Here is a 12,289-nt window from a genome sequence, read left to right as displayed (position 1 = left end):
AAGGGTGGCGGTTCCTCATCGACGCCTCGCGCAGGCCGATCCGGCGACGTTTCGCGGGCCCCGCACCTCGGAAGGACGGTGCCGGAGCACGGCGCCCTCGCCGTAGCACGCCCACCGGCCCCGCCCCGCCATGTCGGTCAGCAGGAGCTCCTCCTCGCCCCGAACCACCGACGCTCCGAGAAGTCCTACCGCCCGGAACGCCTCGGCGCGTGCATCACACGTGCCCGCGAGCCGCCCAGCGGCGCAGAAGGCGACCAGCGGTGTTTCGGCGTACTCGACAGCGGCGTTGCGGGGCCACGGCCCCAGGTCGCTTTCGTTGCGCAACACTCACGCCCCAGGGGACCCGGTGGTCACGGCCTCGACCGCAACCGTCCGCGGAACCGTTGCCGACCACGATCACGGGGGCGGCGTCCTGCTGGGAAGTCGTGCGGCAGTGTGCGCGACAATTCCTCCCTGCGGTCACGTGTCGTGATCACCACGGTCACACGGTCGCTGCGCTGCTCGCCCCTCACAGCCGGAACAACGGGGGCCGGGTGGCGCGGCGCGCCCGGGAGAGGGCGATGTAGGAGGCGGTCGCCACACCCGCCAACGCGAGGAGGGACAACCACACCGCTGTCCGGGTGCCCTTGTCTCCCCGTGCGTGCCCGGCCATGTCCGCGGCGCTCTCCTGCACCCTGGCCAGGTAATCGTGCGCCGCTTCCTGCGCCCGCGAGCTCAGATCGGCCTTGCGGGTCAGCGCCTCGATCGTCTCCCCGATCTCCTGCCTGGCCAGGTCGCGGCGGGCACGCAATCGCTCGTCCTCGTCGGCCGCGGTCGTGTGCGTCCACGGCCGCCGCTCATCGCGGATGGTCATTTCCGCGTCGCCTCCCTGAGAGCGCGAACGTCCCACCGCACTCCGTCGAGAGTTTCCCTCGGAGCGAGCGGTGTGGATCCCTTCAACCATACGGAGCCCACGAGCGCGATCAGTCCCGCGAGCAGCAGCATCCCGCCGCCCACGGTCAGCGCCGCGAGCCACGCGGGCAGTACGACCGCCAGGGCCAGGACCGCGCTGGTGAGCAGTCCCGCGATCCCGAACAGGGCGAGGCCACCGGCCACGCCGAACATCGCGGCCCCTTTGCCCGCCTGCTTGCCCTTGCGTTCCAACTCGTGCTGGGCCAGCCGGAACTCGCTGCCGACCAGGTCGCCGAGCTGGTCTCCGAGATCACGAATCAGTTCGGTGGTCGAATGCTCGGAAACCGGAGACTCCGGAGACTTCTGCTGGGTTTCGGTCACGGCGTCGCCTCCCTGATCGTTTCGACGATGCCGGTTCGCACCGTGGGAGTACCCAGTAGGACGCCGATCGATGCCGGGAAGCGGCCGGACGACACAGAACATCCAGCGAACCGTCCCCGGTTAGACGATCGTCCCTCTCTGTTCCCCGGATGAGGAGAAGCACTGCGAGCCGCCCCGGTGGAGACGATGCGAGCACTGACCTGGCAGGGCAAACGGGACGTACGGGTGGAGAACGTGCCCGAGCCCCGGCTGCGGGCCCCCGAGGACGCGATCATCCGGGGCACCAGCGGCGGAGAACACCGACCCCCTGGGAGTGGAGGACTTCGCCACCCACACCCTTCCGCCGTGGCAAGCACCGCACGGATACGACATCTTCCAGCACAAAAGCGACGGTGCCTTCAAGGTGCTGCTCCGGCCCTGAACCACCGCGACGGACCTCCGGCAACGGACGTCCCCCGCCACGGGGGAACTCAGGGAAGCAGCGGACCGTCGAGCAGCGGAAGCAGCGCGCCACCACCGATCCCCACGAGCAGGGACAGCAGCGCGGCGAACGCGGCGACGGAAGCCGCCCGACGGCCGGAGGGCGCCGGTTCGTCCTCCGCGGTGGCCGGGGAGAGGACGGGAACGAGCCAGCGCAGGTAGTAGAACAGGCTGATCACCGTGTTGACCACGGCGACAACGGCCAACCAGGTGTAGCCCCCGTCGACGGCCGCGCTGAACACTTCCAGCTTGCCCAGGAAGACCGCCGTCGGCGGAGTTCCGACCAATCCCAGCAGACACACCACCAGCACCGCCGCCATGGCGGGACGGCGCCGTGCCAGACCGCCGCCGCGGCCAGGACGATCCCGCCGATCATCAGCTCCAGCCCCATCATCAGCATCACGATCGACTGCTGCGACAGCGCCCCGTAGAGCCCCACGGCTACGAGAGCGGCTCCGAACAGCAGGAACACTTCCAAACTCATCGGCGGCCTCCCGTCTCCGTACCCGCCGCCCCCGTGCTGGCTGTGCCGATCCCGCCCGGGACCGGATCCGCGGGACGGTCGCGCAGCCCGGAACCGAACCGGTCGTAACGCCCCCGTCGCGTGGACAGCGTCACCGTCGCCAGGATCGTGGCGAACAGTACGAGTCCGAGCGTCATCATCGTCGGCATCTGCGCGCCCATCAGCTCACGTCCGAGCGCACCGGTCGGGTCGGCCGGGGGACGTCCCACGCGTTCGGGCCAGTCCACGAGCAGGACCCCGGCCGCGAGCACGACGAAGGTACCCACCGAGATCGACATCGCCGCGGCCTTGTTGTGGTACATCGCCATGGGCATCAGCCCGGCGGGGTTCATCATGTACATGATCATGAAAACCGCCATGATCACCATTTCCATGACCATCATCAGCACGAGCACGGCACCGAGGTAGTTCAGTCCCAGCGACATCACCTCGAAGGCGACGAACAGGAACGAGGCGAGCAGGGCGAAAGTCACCCGGGCCATCGAGTCCAACCGAAACACCAGGAACCCGGACACCACGGCGAGCACACCGAAAACCCAGCACAGCACAGTTTCCATCGCTTACCCTCACCGAACCAGCACGAGCACGGAAACCAGCAGCGCCTGCGCCAGCACCACCGGGAGCAGCACCACCCAGGAGAACTCGGCGAACCTGTCCATCCGCACCGTCGGGAAACGGCGAGCCAGCCAGACCAGCGACAGCACGACCACCGCCGTCTTGACCAGGGTCCACAGCCACGGCGGCAGCACCGGCCCCGCTCCCCCACCCAGGAACAGCGGAACGGACAGCGCGGCCGCGACCACGAACAGCACCCACCGTCCCCCGAGGAACACCAGCCGGTCCACACCGGACAACTCGGCGGCCGCTCCACCGGCCAGATCACGCCCGACGGGCGCGTCGAACGGAGGCCGGAAAGCCATTGCCACGGCGCTGATCAGGTACACCGCGAACGCCACCGGCATCCACACCACGAACCAGCCCCCGGACTGGGCCTCGACCACGCCCCCGACCCGGAGGCTTCCCGCGGCCGTGGCCGCCGTGATCAACGCGAACATGCGCGGCAGCTCGTAGGCCAACCCCTGGGCCACGAACCGGTACCCGCCAACCAGGGAGAAAGCCGGGTTCGGTCCCCAGCCGGCCATCCAGACCGCAGCCCAGGCCAGGATCTCCATCGCGTTGAACCACACGATCCCCACGGCCGGATCGGCCACGGCACGTCCGCCGAGCGGCAGCACGAGCGCGGCCGACAACGCCGCCAGCGGGACGAGCGCCACCCCCGCGCGCCACAGCACCGGATCGGCCGAACGAGTCGTACGCCGCTGGGTCACCAGCAGCCGGGCCGTCTCGCGCAGCGGAGCCGAGAGCCCGCCCACCGCGCTCGCACCGGCCGCGCGGGCGGCGAGCAGGGAGTCGAACGCGACCGCACCGAAGGTGAACACCCTCAGCACCGCGGGCAGGAACACCGCCCACCACAACGGGGTGTCAGCCACCGGAAACCTCCAGGGGACGCGCGGAACACGGCCCGGCCACCTGCGGGTCCAGGCTGGCGACGATCAATCGCGCCCCGGACAGCTCGACCCCCTCCAACAACCGGGGCAGCACGTTCAGCACCGGTGCGGAACGTGCCCGCGCCGCCCCGGGCGGACACTCCTGCCCGGACAACTCGGACGTTCCGTCGACGCCGGGCAGCCTGCTCTCGATCTCGACCAGCCATTCCCGCCAACGCGCGGCGACGTCACCGCCGGAACGGCTCGCCCGCACCACGCTTCCCCGAATCCGGCGTGCCCGGCCGCTTCCGGTGACAGCACTCCCAGGTTGGTGGTGAGCCCGCACAGCGTCCGGCTGGACCGGAGCCGCGCGATCAGCCGCGCGAGCCGACCGCGCACCCGTTCCTCCGACGTGCCGGCGAGCACCTCCCCCCGCAGCCACGCGGCTCGCGCCGCCGGGTCGGGCCAACCGGCCACCGCGAGGAGTCGAACCAGACTGTCCAGATGCGCCGCCACGACGCGTCGGGTCCCGGCGCCGCGCTCGACACGCTGTCCGGCCGCGGCGCGACGCCACGGCTCGGTCCAGAAGTCCTCGTGTTCACCGGTGTCGTCGAGCAGCTCCACCTCGACCTCCTGGACGACGTCGCCCTGCAGGGTCGTGCGAACGACCAACCCCGGCGGCCAGTACGGCAGCGCGGGCCCGAGCGGAACGTGCAACCGGTCGAGCGCGAGCCCGTCCCGATCGGGGCCGCGCTCGGCCACGGCCAGTCCCGCAGGGTTCCCCCGTGACCCCCGTGGCCGCCGTGGTCCCCGTCGTCCTCGTGGCCCTCGTGGCCCTCGTGGCCCTCGTGGCCGCCCGCTCCCTCACCGGAGGAGCTGCCGTGCCCCGCCTCCACGTCGTGGCCCGCGGCGGAGTGCCGGTTCACCACGTCCTCTCCGGCTCCGCGAGGCCGCGCCGAGTCGACCTCCCCCGCTTCCCGCGCACCACCACCGCCCCGGGCTCGGAAGGATTCGCGCAGCTGCCACCCCCGGTCGGAAAGCCCGCCGACAACCCCGTCGAGCAGCTCGGGAACCCCCTCCGGGGTATCCACGTGCCCGAACACGCGGGGCTCCGGGACCCGTGACCACAGGGAGCACACCGCGTTCCACGAGTCCGGCCCCGGAGCCCGGTACTGATCAGCACATCGGTGTCCGCGGGGACGAAGCGAGCCTCCAGCCGCGCCTGCGCAGCTCGTCCTCGACGGTCAGACGTGCCGCCGTCCCCGCGGCCCCCTCCACCACCATCGCCTGGGGGTGGACGCGGCGAAACGCAGCAGAATCCGGCTCAGTCCCATCGCAACGCCCCCTCACGCCACGCGTAGACCACACCGACGAACAGGACGCCGAGGAAGACGAACATCTCCACGACCGCTTTCGTCCCGATCGAGGAGACGACCAACGTCCACGGGTACATGAACAACATTTCCATTTCGAAGGCCAGATAAACCATCGCCAGCGTGTACCAGCGCACGTGGAACCGGCAGAAAGCGTGTTCGACGGGCTCGTGTCCGGAGAGGAACTGGTCGACCGCCTCCCCCTCGGCTTCACGGCCAGTGCCCACGCCAGGCCGTACACCGAGCCGAGGATCAGGACTCCCACCCCGAGCAGCACCAGCGCCGCACCGAAACCGCTCATCACGACACGCTCCCCGACGCGGGCAGGACACGTGCAGCGGCAGCGCGCGACGCGCGGAACGGCACGTCAGCGGACTCGTGCACGATCACTTCCAACCACCGGAACGCGAAACAGATCCTCGCGCACCGAAGGCGTTCCCGCTCGTTGTCGAAAAAACACTCACGTCGCATCCGCCGCGGGGCGTTTCCGTGTCCCGCTCGGACGCGCCACCGTCGGTTCGCACCGTTTGCCGCACTCACCGGGCGGGTATTCGAACGCGGGCAGGCGCAGCCGAGAGTCCGGCCGGCTTCCCCGGTTCCGGACGAGGAGTTGAGACGATGTGCCCGCACGGGGACGCGAACGACGGCGCACACGTGGTCGTCATCGGAGCCACGGGCAATGTGGGGACCAGCCTCCTCGACGCGCTGAGCGCGGACCCGGGGGTTGCCTCGATCACCGGTGTCGTCCGCCGGTTGCCGAGGTTCGCCCCGCCCGGGGTGCACTGGCTGTCCGCCGACATCCGCACCGACGAACTGGTCGAGCACTTCCGGGGCAAGGACGCCGTCGTCCACCTCGGATGGATATTCCAACCCACCCGGGACCCGGTCACGACCTGGCGCAACAACGTGCTCGGAAGCCTGCGGGTGTTCGACGCCGTCGCCGAGGCGGGCGTCGGCACCCTGGTGTACGCCTCCTCCATAGGAGCCTACTCACCGTCCACTGGGGATAACCTCGTGGACGAGTCCTGGCCCACCCACGGATGGCCCGGCGCGGCCTACACCCGGGAGAAGGCGTACCTGGAACGCTGCCTCGACCGTTTCGAAAGCGAGCACTCCGGCACGCGAGTGGTACGGCTCCGTCCTGGATTCCTGTTCAAGCGCGAGTCGGCCGCCCAACAACGCAGGCTGTTCGCGGGGCCGCTGCTCCCCCAACGGCTCGTGCGCCCCGAATCGCTCCCCGTGGTGCCCGTTCCCACCGGACTGGTGCTGCAGGCGACGCACACCGACGACGTCGCCGAGGCATACCGCCTGGCGATCCACTCCCCCTCCGCCGGGGCGTTCAACGTGGCCGCCGAGCCCCCGCTCGACGGCTCCGGACTGGCCGAACTCTTCGGGGCACGTCAACTTCGAATCCCCGCCCGGACCGCACGGTCGGTACTGGCAGCGCTGTGGAAACTGCGCGCCGTTCCCGCCTCTCCCGAGCTGTTCGACGCGGTACTGCGGCTGCCCCGGATGGACACCACACGCGTCCGGGACGAACTCGGCTGGTCACCGCGCTACGACGCCGCCGAGGCACTAGCCGAGGTGATCACGGGTATGCGCCGGGGAGAGGGCGCTCCCACGCCTCCGCTGGAACCACGGGTGGCGGGCGGACGAGCACACGAGATCGCGACCGGAGTCGGAAGCAGACAGTAACGGAGGCCGCCGAGCCCCCGGCCGGGACCCCCGGGTCCCGAGTGCTTCCGGGCCGTCAGGCTCCCGGATGGGTCTCCCCACCGACCGGGGAGAGCACCTCACCCGTGTAGTAGCTGGACAGGAGTTCGGAGGCGAAGAACACGTACGAGGGTGCGATCTCGTCCGGCTCGGCTTTCCGCCCCATCGGGGTCTGCTCCCCGAATCCCTCGACCTTGTCCTCCGGAAGCGTCGAGGGGATCAGCGGGGTCCACACCGGCCCCGGAGCCACGCAGTTCACCCGGATACCGCTCTCGGCCAGGGACTGGGCCAGCGACTTGGTCAGGATGTGCACGGCGGCCTTGCTCGCGGAGTAGTCCATCAGCGCCTTGTTCCCGCGCAGCCCGTTGACGGAGCCGGTGTTGATCACCGATCCGCCCTCCGGCAGGTACGGCAGCGCGGCGCGGGTCAACCAGAACGGTCCGTGGACGTTGACCCGGAAAGTGCGGTCGAACTGCTCGGTGTCGATGACGGTGAAGTCCTCCTGGTAGGCCTGGGTTCCGGCGTGATTGACCAGCACGTCCAGCCCGCCCAGGGAATCCGCGACCCTGCCGGGAAGGCTCGTGCAGAAGGCCTCCTCCGCCAGATCGCCCTTGTACAGCTCGCAACGGCGCTGCTGAGCACGCACCAGGGTGGCCGTGCGCTCGGCGTCGTCGTCCTCGGCGTCCCCGTAGTAGACCACGGCGACGTCGGCCCCCTCCTTGGCGAAGGCCACCGACACCGCACGCCCGATGCCCGAGTCACCGCCGGTCACCAGGGCCCGCTTTCCCTCCAGCAGCCCCCTGCCCTCGTATGCCCGCATCTCGTCCCGCGGAAGCGGGCGCATCGCGTCGGTACGCCCCGGGTAGTCCTGTTGCTGCCCCGGCACGCTCTCCGGTTCCTCGACCACCGCATCCTCCCGGGTACGAACGGCTCGCGACTCGGTCCGCCACCCGGCTTCCCCCCGAGGAGCCGGATGAAACTCCGTTCGCGGCGGGCGCTCTTCGGGGCCGTTCTCGGATTGCGCGCCGGCCTGTCAGGTGCATCTCGGATTGCGCGCCAGCCTGTCAGGTGCATCTCGGATTGCGCGCCGGCCTGTCAGGTGCATCCTGGTGACACGGCTTTCCGTACGAAACGGAACCTCTCGACGGGGGAAGCACGCTTACGGGCCCGGGGACGGAGAAGCGGCTCCGCCCGGGTGGTCGCCTCCGGATCGGCCGATCCACCACAACTCCGTCGAGAGCACGCAGCCGCTGCGATGACGAGACCACGGCCGGACGGGTGGACCGGATTCCCCAGCACGTGTTCCGGTCGGCGGAGCCCTCCCGAATTGTGGGGAGAACATGCCCGAATTCGACATACCCGAGCAGAGCTCCCGCGGCCCGGAGGCGGCGGCCCCCGGACCGCTCTTCCGCCCCGGAGCGGGTCCGGACCATCCGTTGCGCGTACAGGTCCACCGCCCCGGCACCGGAGTGCTCGTGCTGTCCGCGGAGGGAACACTGGACACGGCAACCACCAACGACTTCGCGGAACTGGTGCGGCACCGGCTGGAATGCACCGCTCCGGGGCTGGTGCTCGACCTGTCCGGTATCGAGTTCATCGACACCGACGGGGTGCTCACTCTTCTCGAAACCGCCGCACGGGCGCGGGCCCGTGGGATCGAACTGGTGCTGGTACCCGGCCCAGCCGTGACCAGACTGCTGGAGCTGCTGGAGGTCGGCGACAGGTTCGTCCACGCGGAGTCGGCCGAGCACGCGGTCAGCAGCGCGCAAGCCACCGTCCGGGACCGGCCGCGTTGAACGGCCGCCACCACGTCCCGGCAGAGTGCTGTTACCGAGCGACGTCGTCGAACAGCGGAACGGATTCCGAAGCGAGCTGCAGCTCCTCGCGTGGCTCCACGACGAGCACCGGCGGGCTCTCACCGGAACGGCTGATCACACCGTCCTCGGCACGGTTCCCGGACAGCCCGGCGGGAACCCCCAGCGGCGAAAGCCGCTCGCAGACTCCTTCGCGCACTTCTGGCTGGTTCCAGCCGATCTCGCCCGTGAGCACCACGGCATCGACACGACGCAGATGGGTGGCCATCGCCGCCAGCCCCTCGGCGGCCCGCCCGCAGAACACCTCGATCGCCAGTCCGGCCGCGGCCCCACCACGGTTCGCCGCGGCGACGAGCTCCCTGGTGTCGTCGGAGTACCCCCCGGACAGGCCGTACAGCCCGGACTCCCCGTACAGGGAATCGTTCAACTCGTCGAGGCTCACCTGTCCGTGGCGCAGCAACCACAGCAGAGCGCCGGGATCCACGTTCCCGCTGCGCCGGGCCATCACGATCCCGCCCAAGGGGGTCAGCCCCATGCTCGTCGCCACGCTGGCACCGGCACGCACCGCGCAGACCGAGCTCCCGCCACCCAGGTGGGCCACCAGCACGTCGAGGTCCTCCCGGGGCGCTCGCAGCAGTTCGCCCGTACGACGCAGCGCCCACGCGTAGGAGATCCCGTGGAACCCGAAACGGCGGGTGGCTTCCCTCCAGCGTTCGGGCACCGGCTCGACACGTGCCGCCTCGGGAACGGTCTCGTGGAAAGCGGTGTCGGGGCACAACGCCTGCGGAAGTTCGGGGGCCGCGTGCCCGGCGCGCTGGAGCAGCTGGACGGTGGAGGGAACGTGCTGCGGTGCCAGCGGCTCCAGCTCGTGCAACGCGTCGACGGTGTCCCGGCCGCACAGGTCCGGCCGGGGGAAACGGCGTCCTCCGTGCACCAGCCGGTGGGCCACTCCACGCACTACGGACCGGTGCCTTTCGAGGAACTCGTCGAAAGCGCGCAACGACTCCCCCGAGGTGGGTGGCTCACCCGTGTGGCGGGAGTCCAGCAACCGGGGCGAGAAGTCCGCCGTGACCTCGACCGCATCGAGCCGCAGGCTGTTCGACCCCGGGTTCACCGTCAGAACACCGGTATTCACGTCATCCTCCGATCCCGTGCTCGTCGCCCGCTTCCGCGCTCCCCGCTCCCTCGCCGGAGCGTTCCTCGGAACCGGGGCCCTGCCAGGTCCACTCCGCGACCTCGGGAAGGTCCCGGCCGTGCTCGCGGGTGTGGAGATCGTGCTCGGTGCGTTTGTCGATCATCGCCTGCCGCACGTCCGCGGCTCCCGCCCCCAGCCCGGCGACGTGGTCGATCACGTCGACGACCAGCGCGTAGCGGTCTATCCCGTTGCGCACAGCCATGTCGAAGGGCGTGGTGGTGGCCCCTTCCTCGCGGTAGCCGCGCACGTGCAGGTTCCGGTTCGGCCTCCCGTGCGTGAGCCGGTGGATCAACCACGGATAACCGTGGTAGACGAACACCACCGGCTTGTCGGCCGTGAACAGCGATTCGAACTCGGTGTCCGGGATGCCGTGCGGGTTCTCGTGCCCGCCCTGCAGACGCAGCAGGTCGATCACGTTGACCACCCGCACCCCCAGCCGCGGGAGCCGGTGCCGCAGCAGGTCCACCGCGGCGAGGGTCTCCCTGGTGGGCACGTCGCCGGCGCAGGCGAGCACCACGTCCGGTTCCCCCTCGGCGGTTCCCGCCCACTCCCACGTTCCGATCCCCCGCACTACGTGACGCCGAGCCTCGTCCATCGCCAACCAGTTCGGCTGGGGCTGCTTACCGGAAACGACCACGTTGATTCCGTTCTCGCCGCGCAGGCAGGTGTCGACGACGCAGAGCAGCGTGTTCGCGTCCGGAGGCAGATACACCCGGACCAACTCCGGCTTCTTGTGCGTGACGTGGTCGAGGAAGCCGGGGTCCTGGTGCGAGAAACCGTTGTGGTCCTGCTGCCAGACGTGCGAGCTCAGCAGATAGGTCAACGAGGGGACCGGCCCGCGCCACGACAGTTCGCCGCTGACCTTCAACCATTTGGCGAACTGGTTGAACATCGAGTCGACGATGTGCACGAACGCCTCGTAGCTGACCAGCAACCCGTGCCTGCCCGTCAGCAGGTAGCCCTCCAGCCAGCCCTGGAGGGTGTGCTCGCTGAGCACCTCCATGACCCTGCCGCCGGGAGCCAACCCGACGTCCACCGACTCCGTGTCCGCCTGCCAGGCCCGCGAGGTCGCGGCGTGGACGGCGCCCAGTTTGTTCGAGTCCAGTTCGTCGGGGCAGAAGATCCGGAAGCCGCGCCGCCGCGCGTTCGCGGAGAACACGTCACGCAGGTACTCCCCGAGCGCGGCCATGGGCGATCCGACCCCGCCACCACGTCGGGGGACGTCCACCGCGTACCCGCGGACGTCCGGAAGCCTCAGCGCGACCGCCACGCCCCCGTTGGCAGCCGGATTGGCCCCCATTCTCCTGCGCCCCTCCGGAATCGCGTCGGTGACCACCGAACGGGGCCGGCCCCGTTCGTCGAACAGCTCCTCCGGGGCGTACTCGCGCATCCACCGCTCCAGCAGCCCGAGCCGCTCCGGATCCTCCGCGGGGGACTCCAGCGGGATCTGGTGGGCCCGCCAGGTTCCCTCCACGGGCTCACCACCGAGCTCGCCAGGGCCCGTCCACCCCTTCGGTGTGCGCAGCACGACCATCGGCCACCGCGGCCTGGTTCTCGTGCCGTGCTCCCGTGCGGACCGGCGGATCTCCCGAATGTCGTCGACCGCGCGGTCCAGGGCCCCGGCGAGCTCCCGGTGCACCCGCTCCGGGTCATCGCCCTCGACCAGGTAGGGAACGTGCCCGTACCCGCTCAGCAGCGCGGAGAGCTCCTCGTCGCCGATGCGGTCCAGCAGGGTCGGGTTGGCGATCTTGTACCCGTTCAGGTGCAGCACCGGAAGCACCGCGCCGTCGTGGACGGGATCGAGGAACTTGTTGCCGTGCCAGGCCGTGGCCAACGGCCCCGTCTCCGCCTCGCCGTCCCCGACCACGCAGACCGCGATGCGTTCCGGGGCGTCGAACACCGCGCCGTAGGCGTGCGCCAGGGAATAGCCCAGTTCCCCGCCCTCGTTGATCGAACCGGGGACTTCGGGACCGCTGTGACTGGGCATCCCCCGCGGGAAGGAGAAGTTCCGGAACAGCTCGGCCATCCCGTCCTCGTCCCTGCCCACGGCCGGGTACATCTCGCTGTAGGAGCCTTCCAGCCAGGTGGCGGCCTGCACGGCCGGGCCGCCGTGCCCCGGCCCGGTCACGTACAGCACGTCGAGATCACCGTGGCGGATCAACCTGTTGAGGTGGGCGTAGACGAGCGTGAGCCCGGGCACCGTGCCCCAGTGGCCGAGCAACCTCGGTTTGATGTGCTCGGCGCGCAACGGCTCGCGCAGCAGCGGATTCGCCGTCAGGTAGAGCTGGCCGACGGCCAGGTAGTTCGCGGCTCGCCAGAAGGCGTCCACTCGCTCGTACTCGCCGTCCGCGAGCGACGCCGCGGGAACGGTCCGCATCCAGGAGACCCCCGTCTCGTACGGGCACTTGCGTGTTCTGCACCGAACTCACCCG

Annotated in this window: 13 protein-coding genes and 3 pseudogenes; 4 read left to right on the top strand and 12 right to left on the bottom strand. The window is 70.2% G+C overall.

Going from position 1 to position 12,289, the window contains the following annotated elements; all coding sequences use genetic code 11:
* Positions 1-15 precede the first annotated feature (15 nt).
* The 8 genes and pseudogenes from FHR84_RS05425 to FHR84_RS05390 all read right to left on the bottom strand — a co-directional run bounded on the left by FHR84_RS05425 (position 16) and on the right by FHR84_RS05390 (position 4,036).
* Positions 16-324, bottom strand: coding sequence for a hypothetical protein (locus tag FHR84_RS05425; protein ID WP_179534269.1), 309 nt, complete (start codon positions 322-324; stop codon positions 16-18).
* A 184-nt stretch (positions 325-508) separates the two neighbouring features.
* The gene (locus FHR84_RS05420) at positions 509-853 is read right to left on the bottom strand and encodes a hypothetical protein (protein ID WP_179534268.1); all 345 of its coding nucleotides are present in this window, start codon (positions 851-853) and stop codon (positions 509-511) included.
* Positions 850-1,272 (bottom strand): phage holin family protein, encoded by a 423-nt coding sequence (locus tag FHR84_RS05415; RefSeq protein ID WP_218861979.1) that lies wholly within the window; start codon positions 1,270-1,272, stop codon positions 850-852. Before FHR84_RS05415 ends, FHR84_RS05420 begins: the two co-directional genes overlap by 4 nt.
* A gap of 470 nt (positions 1,273-1,742) precedes the next feature.
* Positions 1,743-2,096 (bottom strand): annotated as a pseudogene (locus FHR84_RS05405) (proton-conducting transporter transmembrane domain-containing protein); the annotation flags it as partial.
* A pseudogene (locus FHR84_RS23130) lies at positions 2,075-2,236 on the bottom strand (NADH-quinone oxidoreductase subunit K); the annotation flags it as partial. The pseudogenes FHR84_RS23130 and FHR84_RS05405, both read right to left, overlap by 22 nt.
* Positions 2,233-2,832 carry an NADH-quinone oxidoreductase subunit J gene (locus FHR84_RS05400; protein WP_179534266.1) on the bottom strand — a complete coding sequence of 200 codons (600 nt, stop codon included), beginning with the start codon at positions 2,830-2,832 and terminating at the stop codon, positions 2,233-2,235. The pseudogene FHR84_RS23130 and the gene FHR84_RS05400, both read right to left, overlap by 4 nt.
* Positions 2,833-2,841: 9 nt before the next feature.
* Positions 2,842-3,765 carry an NADH-quinone oxidoreductase subunit H gene (locus FHR84_RS05395; RefSeq protein WP_179534265.1) on the bottom strand — a complete coding sequence of 308 codons (924 nt, stop codon included), beginning with the start codon at positions 3,763-3,765 and terminating at the stop codon, positions 2,842-2,844.
* Positions 3,758-4,036 (bottom strand): hypothetical protein, encoded by a 279-nt coding sequence (locus FHR84_RS05390; RefSeq protein ID WP_179534264.1) that lies wholly within the window; start codon positions 4,034-4,036, stop codon positions 3,758-3,760. The genes FHR84_RS05395 and FHR84_RS05390 overlap by 8 nt, the downstream gene beginning before the upstream one ends.
* Positions 4,037-4,266: 230 nt before the next feature.
* Here FHR84_RS05390 and FHR84_RS05385 point away from each other — a divergent pair, with 230 nt between their 5' ends.
* The gene (locus FHR84_RS05385) at positions 4,267-4,551 is read left to right on the top strand and encodes a hypothetical protein (protein WP_179534263.1); all 285 of its coding nucleotides are present in this window, start codon (positions 4,267-4,269) and stop codon (positions 4,549-4,551) included.
* Positions 4,548-4,886, top strand: a complete 339-nt coding sequence (locus FHR84_RS05380; protein WP_179534262.1) for a hypothetical protein — start codon at positions 4,548-4,550, stop codon at positions 4,884-4,886. Before FHR84_RS05385 ends, FHR84_RS05380 begins: the two co-directional genes overlap by 4 nt.
* Positions 4,887-5,086: 200 nt before the next feature.
* On the opposite strand, the pseudogene FHR84_RS05375 reads toward FHR84_RS05380, so the two are convergent.
* Positions 5,087-5,436, bottom strand: a pseudogene (locus FHR84_RS05375) (NADH-quinone oxidoreductase subunit A).
* A gap of 317 nt (positions 5,437-5,753) precedes the next feature.
* On the opposite strand from FHR84_RS05375, the gene FHR84_RS05370 reads away from it, so the two are divergent.
* The gene (locus FHR84_RS05370; RefSeq protein WP_179534261.1) at positions 5,754-6,830 is read left to right on the top strand and encodes an NAD-dependent epimerase/dehydratase family protein; all 1,077 of its coding nucleotides are present in this window, start codon (positions 5,754-5,756) and stop codon (positions 6,828-6,830) included.
* Between the two features lie 55 nt (positions 6,831-6,885).
* On the opposite strand, the gene FHR84_RS05365 is transcribed toward FHR84_RS05370, so the two are convergent.
* Positions 6,886-7,692, bottom strand: a complete 807-nt coding sequence (locus FHR84_RS05365; protein ID WP_179534436.1) for an SDR family oxidoreductase — start codon at positions 7,690-7,692, stop codon at positions 6,886-6,888.
* A 496-nt stretch (positions 7,693-8,188) separates the two neighbouring features.
* On the opposite strand from FHR84_RS05365, the gene FHR84_RS05360 reads away from it, so the two are divergent.
* Positions 8,189-8,644 carry an STAS domain-containing protein gene (locus tag FHR84_RS05360; RefSeq protein WP_179534260.1) on the top strand — a complete coding sequence of 152 codons (456 nt, stop codon included), beginning with the start codon at positions 8,189-8,191 and terminating at the stop codon, positions 8,642-8,644.
* A 31-nt stretch (positions 8,645-8,675) separates the two neighbouring features.
* Here FHR84_RS05360 and FHR84_RS05355 read toward each other — a convergent pair whose 3' ends face one another.
* Both FHR84_RS05355 and FHR84_RS05350 read right to left on the bottom strand, forming a co-directional pair.
* Positions 8,676-9,797, bottom strand: a complete 1,122-nt coding sequence (locus FHR84_RS05355) for an acetate kinase (protein WP_179534259.1) — start codon at positions 9,795-9,797, stop codon at positions 8,676-8,678.
* A 1-nt stretch (position 9,798) separates the two neighbouring features.
* Positions 9,799-12,234 (bottom strand): phosphoketolase family protein, encoded by a 2,436-nt coding sequence (locus FHR84_RS05350; RefSeq protein ID WP_179534258.1) that lies wholly within the window; start codon positions 12,232-12,234, stop codon positions 9,799-9,801.
* Positions 12,235-12,289 lie beyond the last annotated feature (55 nt).

Origin of the sequence: Actinopolyspora biskrensis, from assembly GCF_013408175.1 — a bacterium.
In the GTDB taxonomy this organism is placed as follows: Bacteria; Actinomycetota; Actinomycetes; order Mycobacteriales; family Pseudonocardiaceae; genus Actinopolyspora; species Actinopolyspora biskrensis.
Note: the sequence above shows the minus strand (reverse complement) of the source record. Positions and strands in the feature narration are given on the sequence as shown.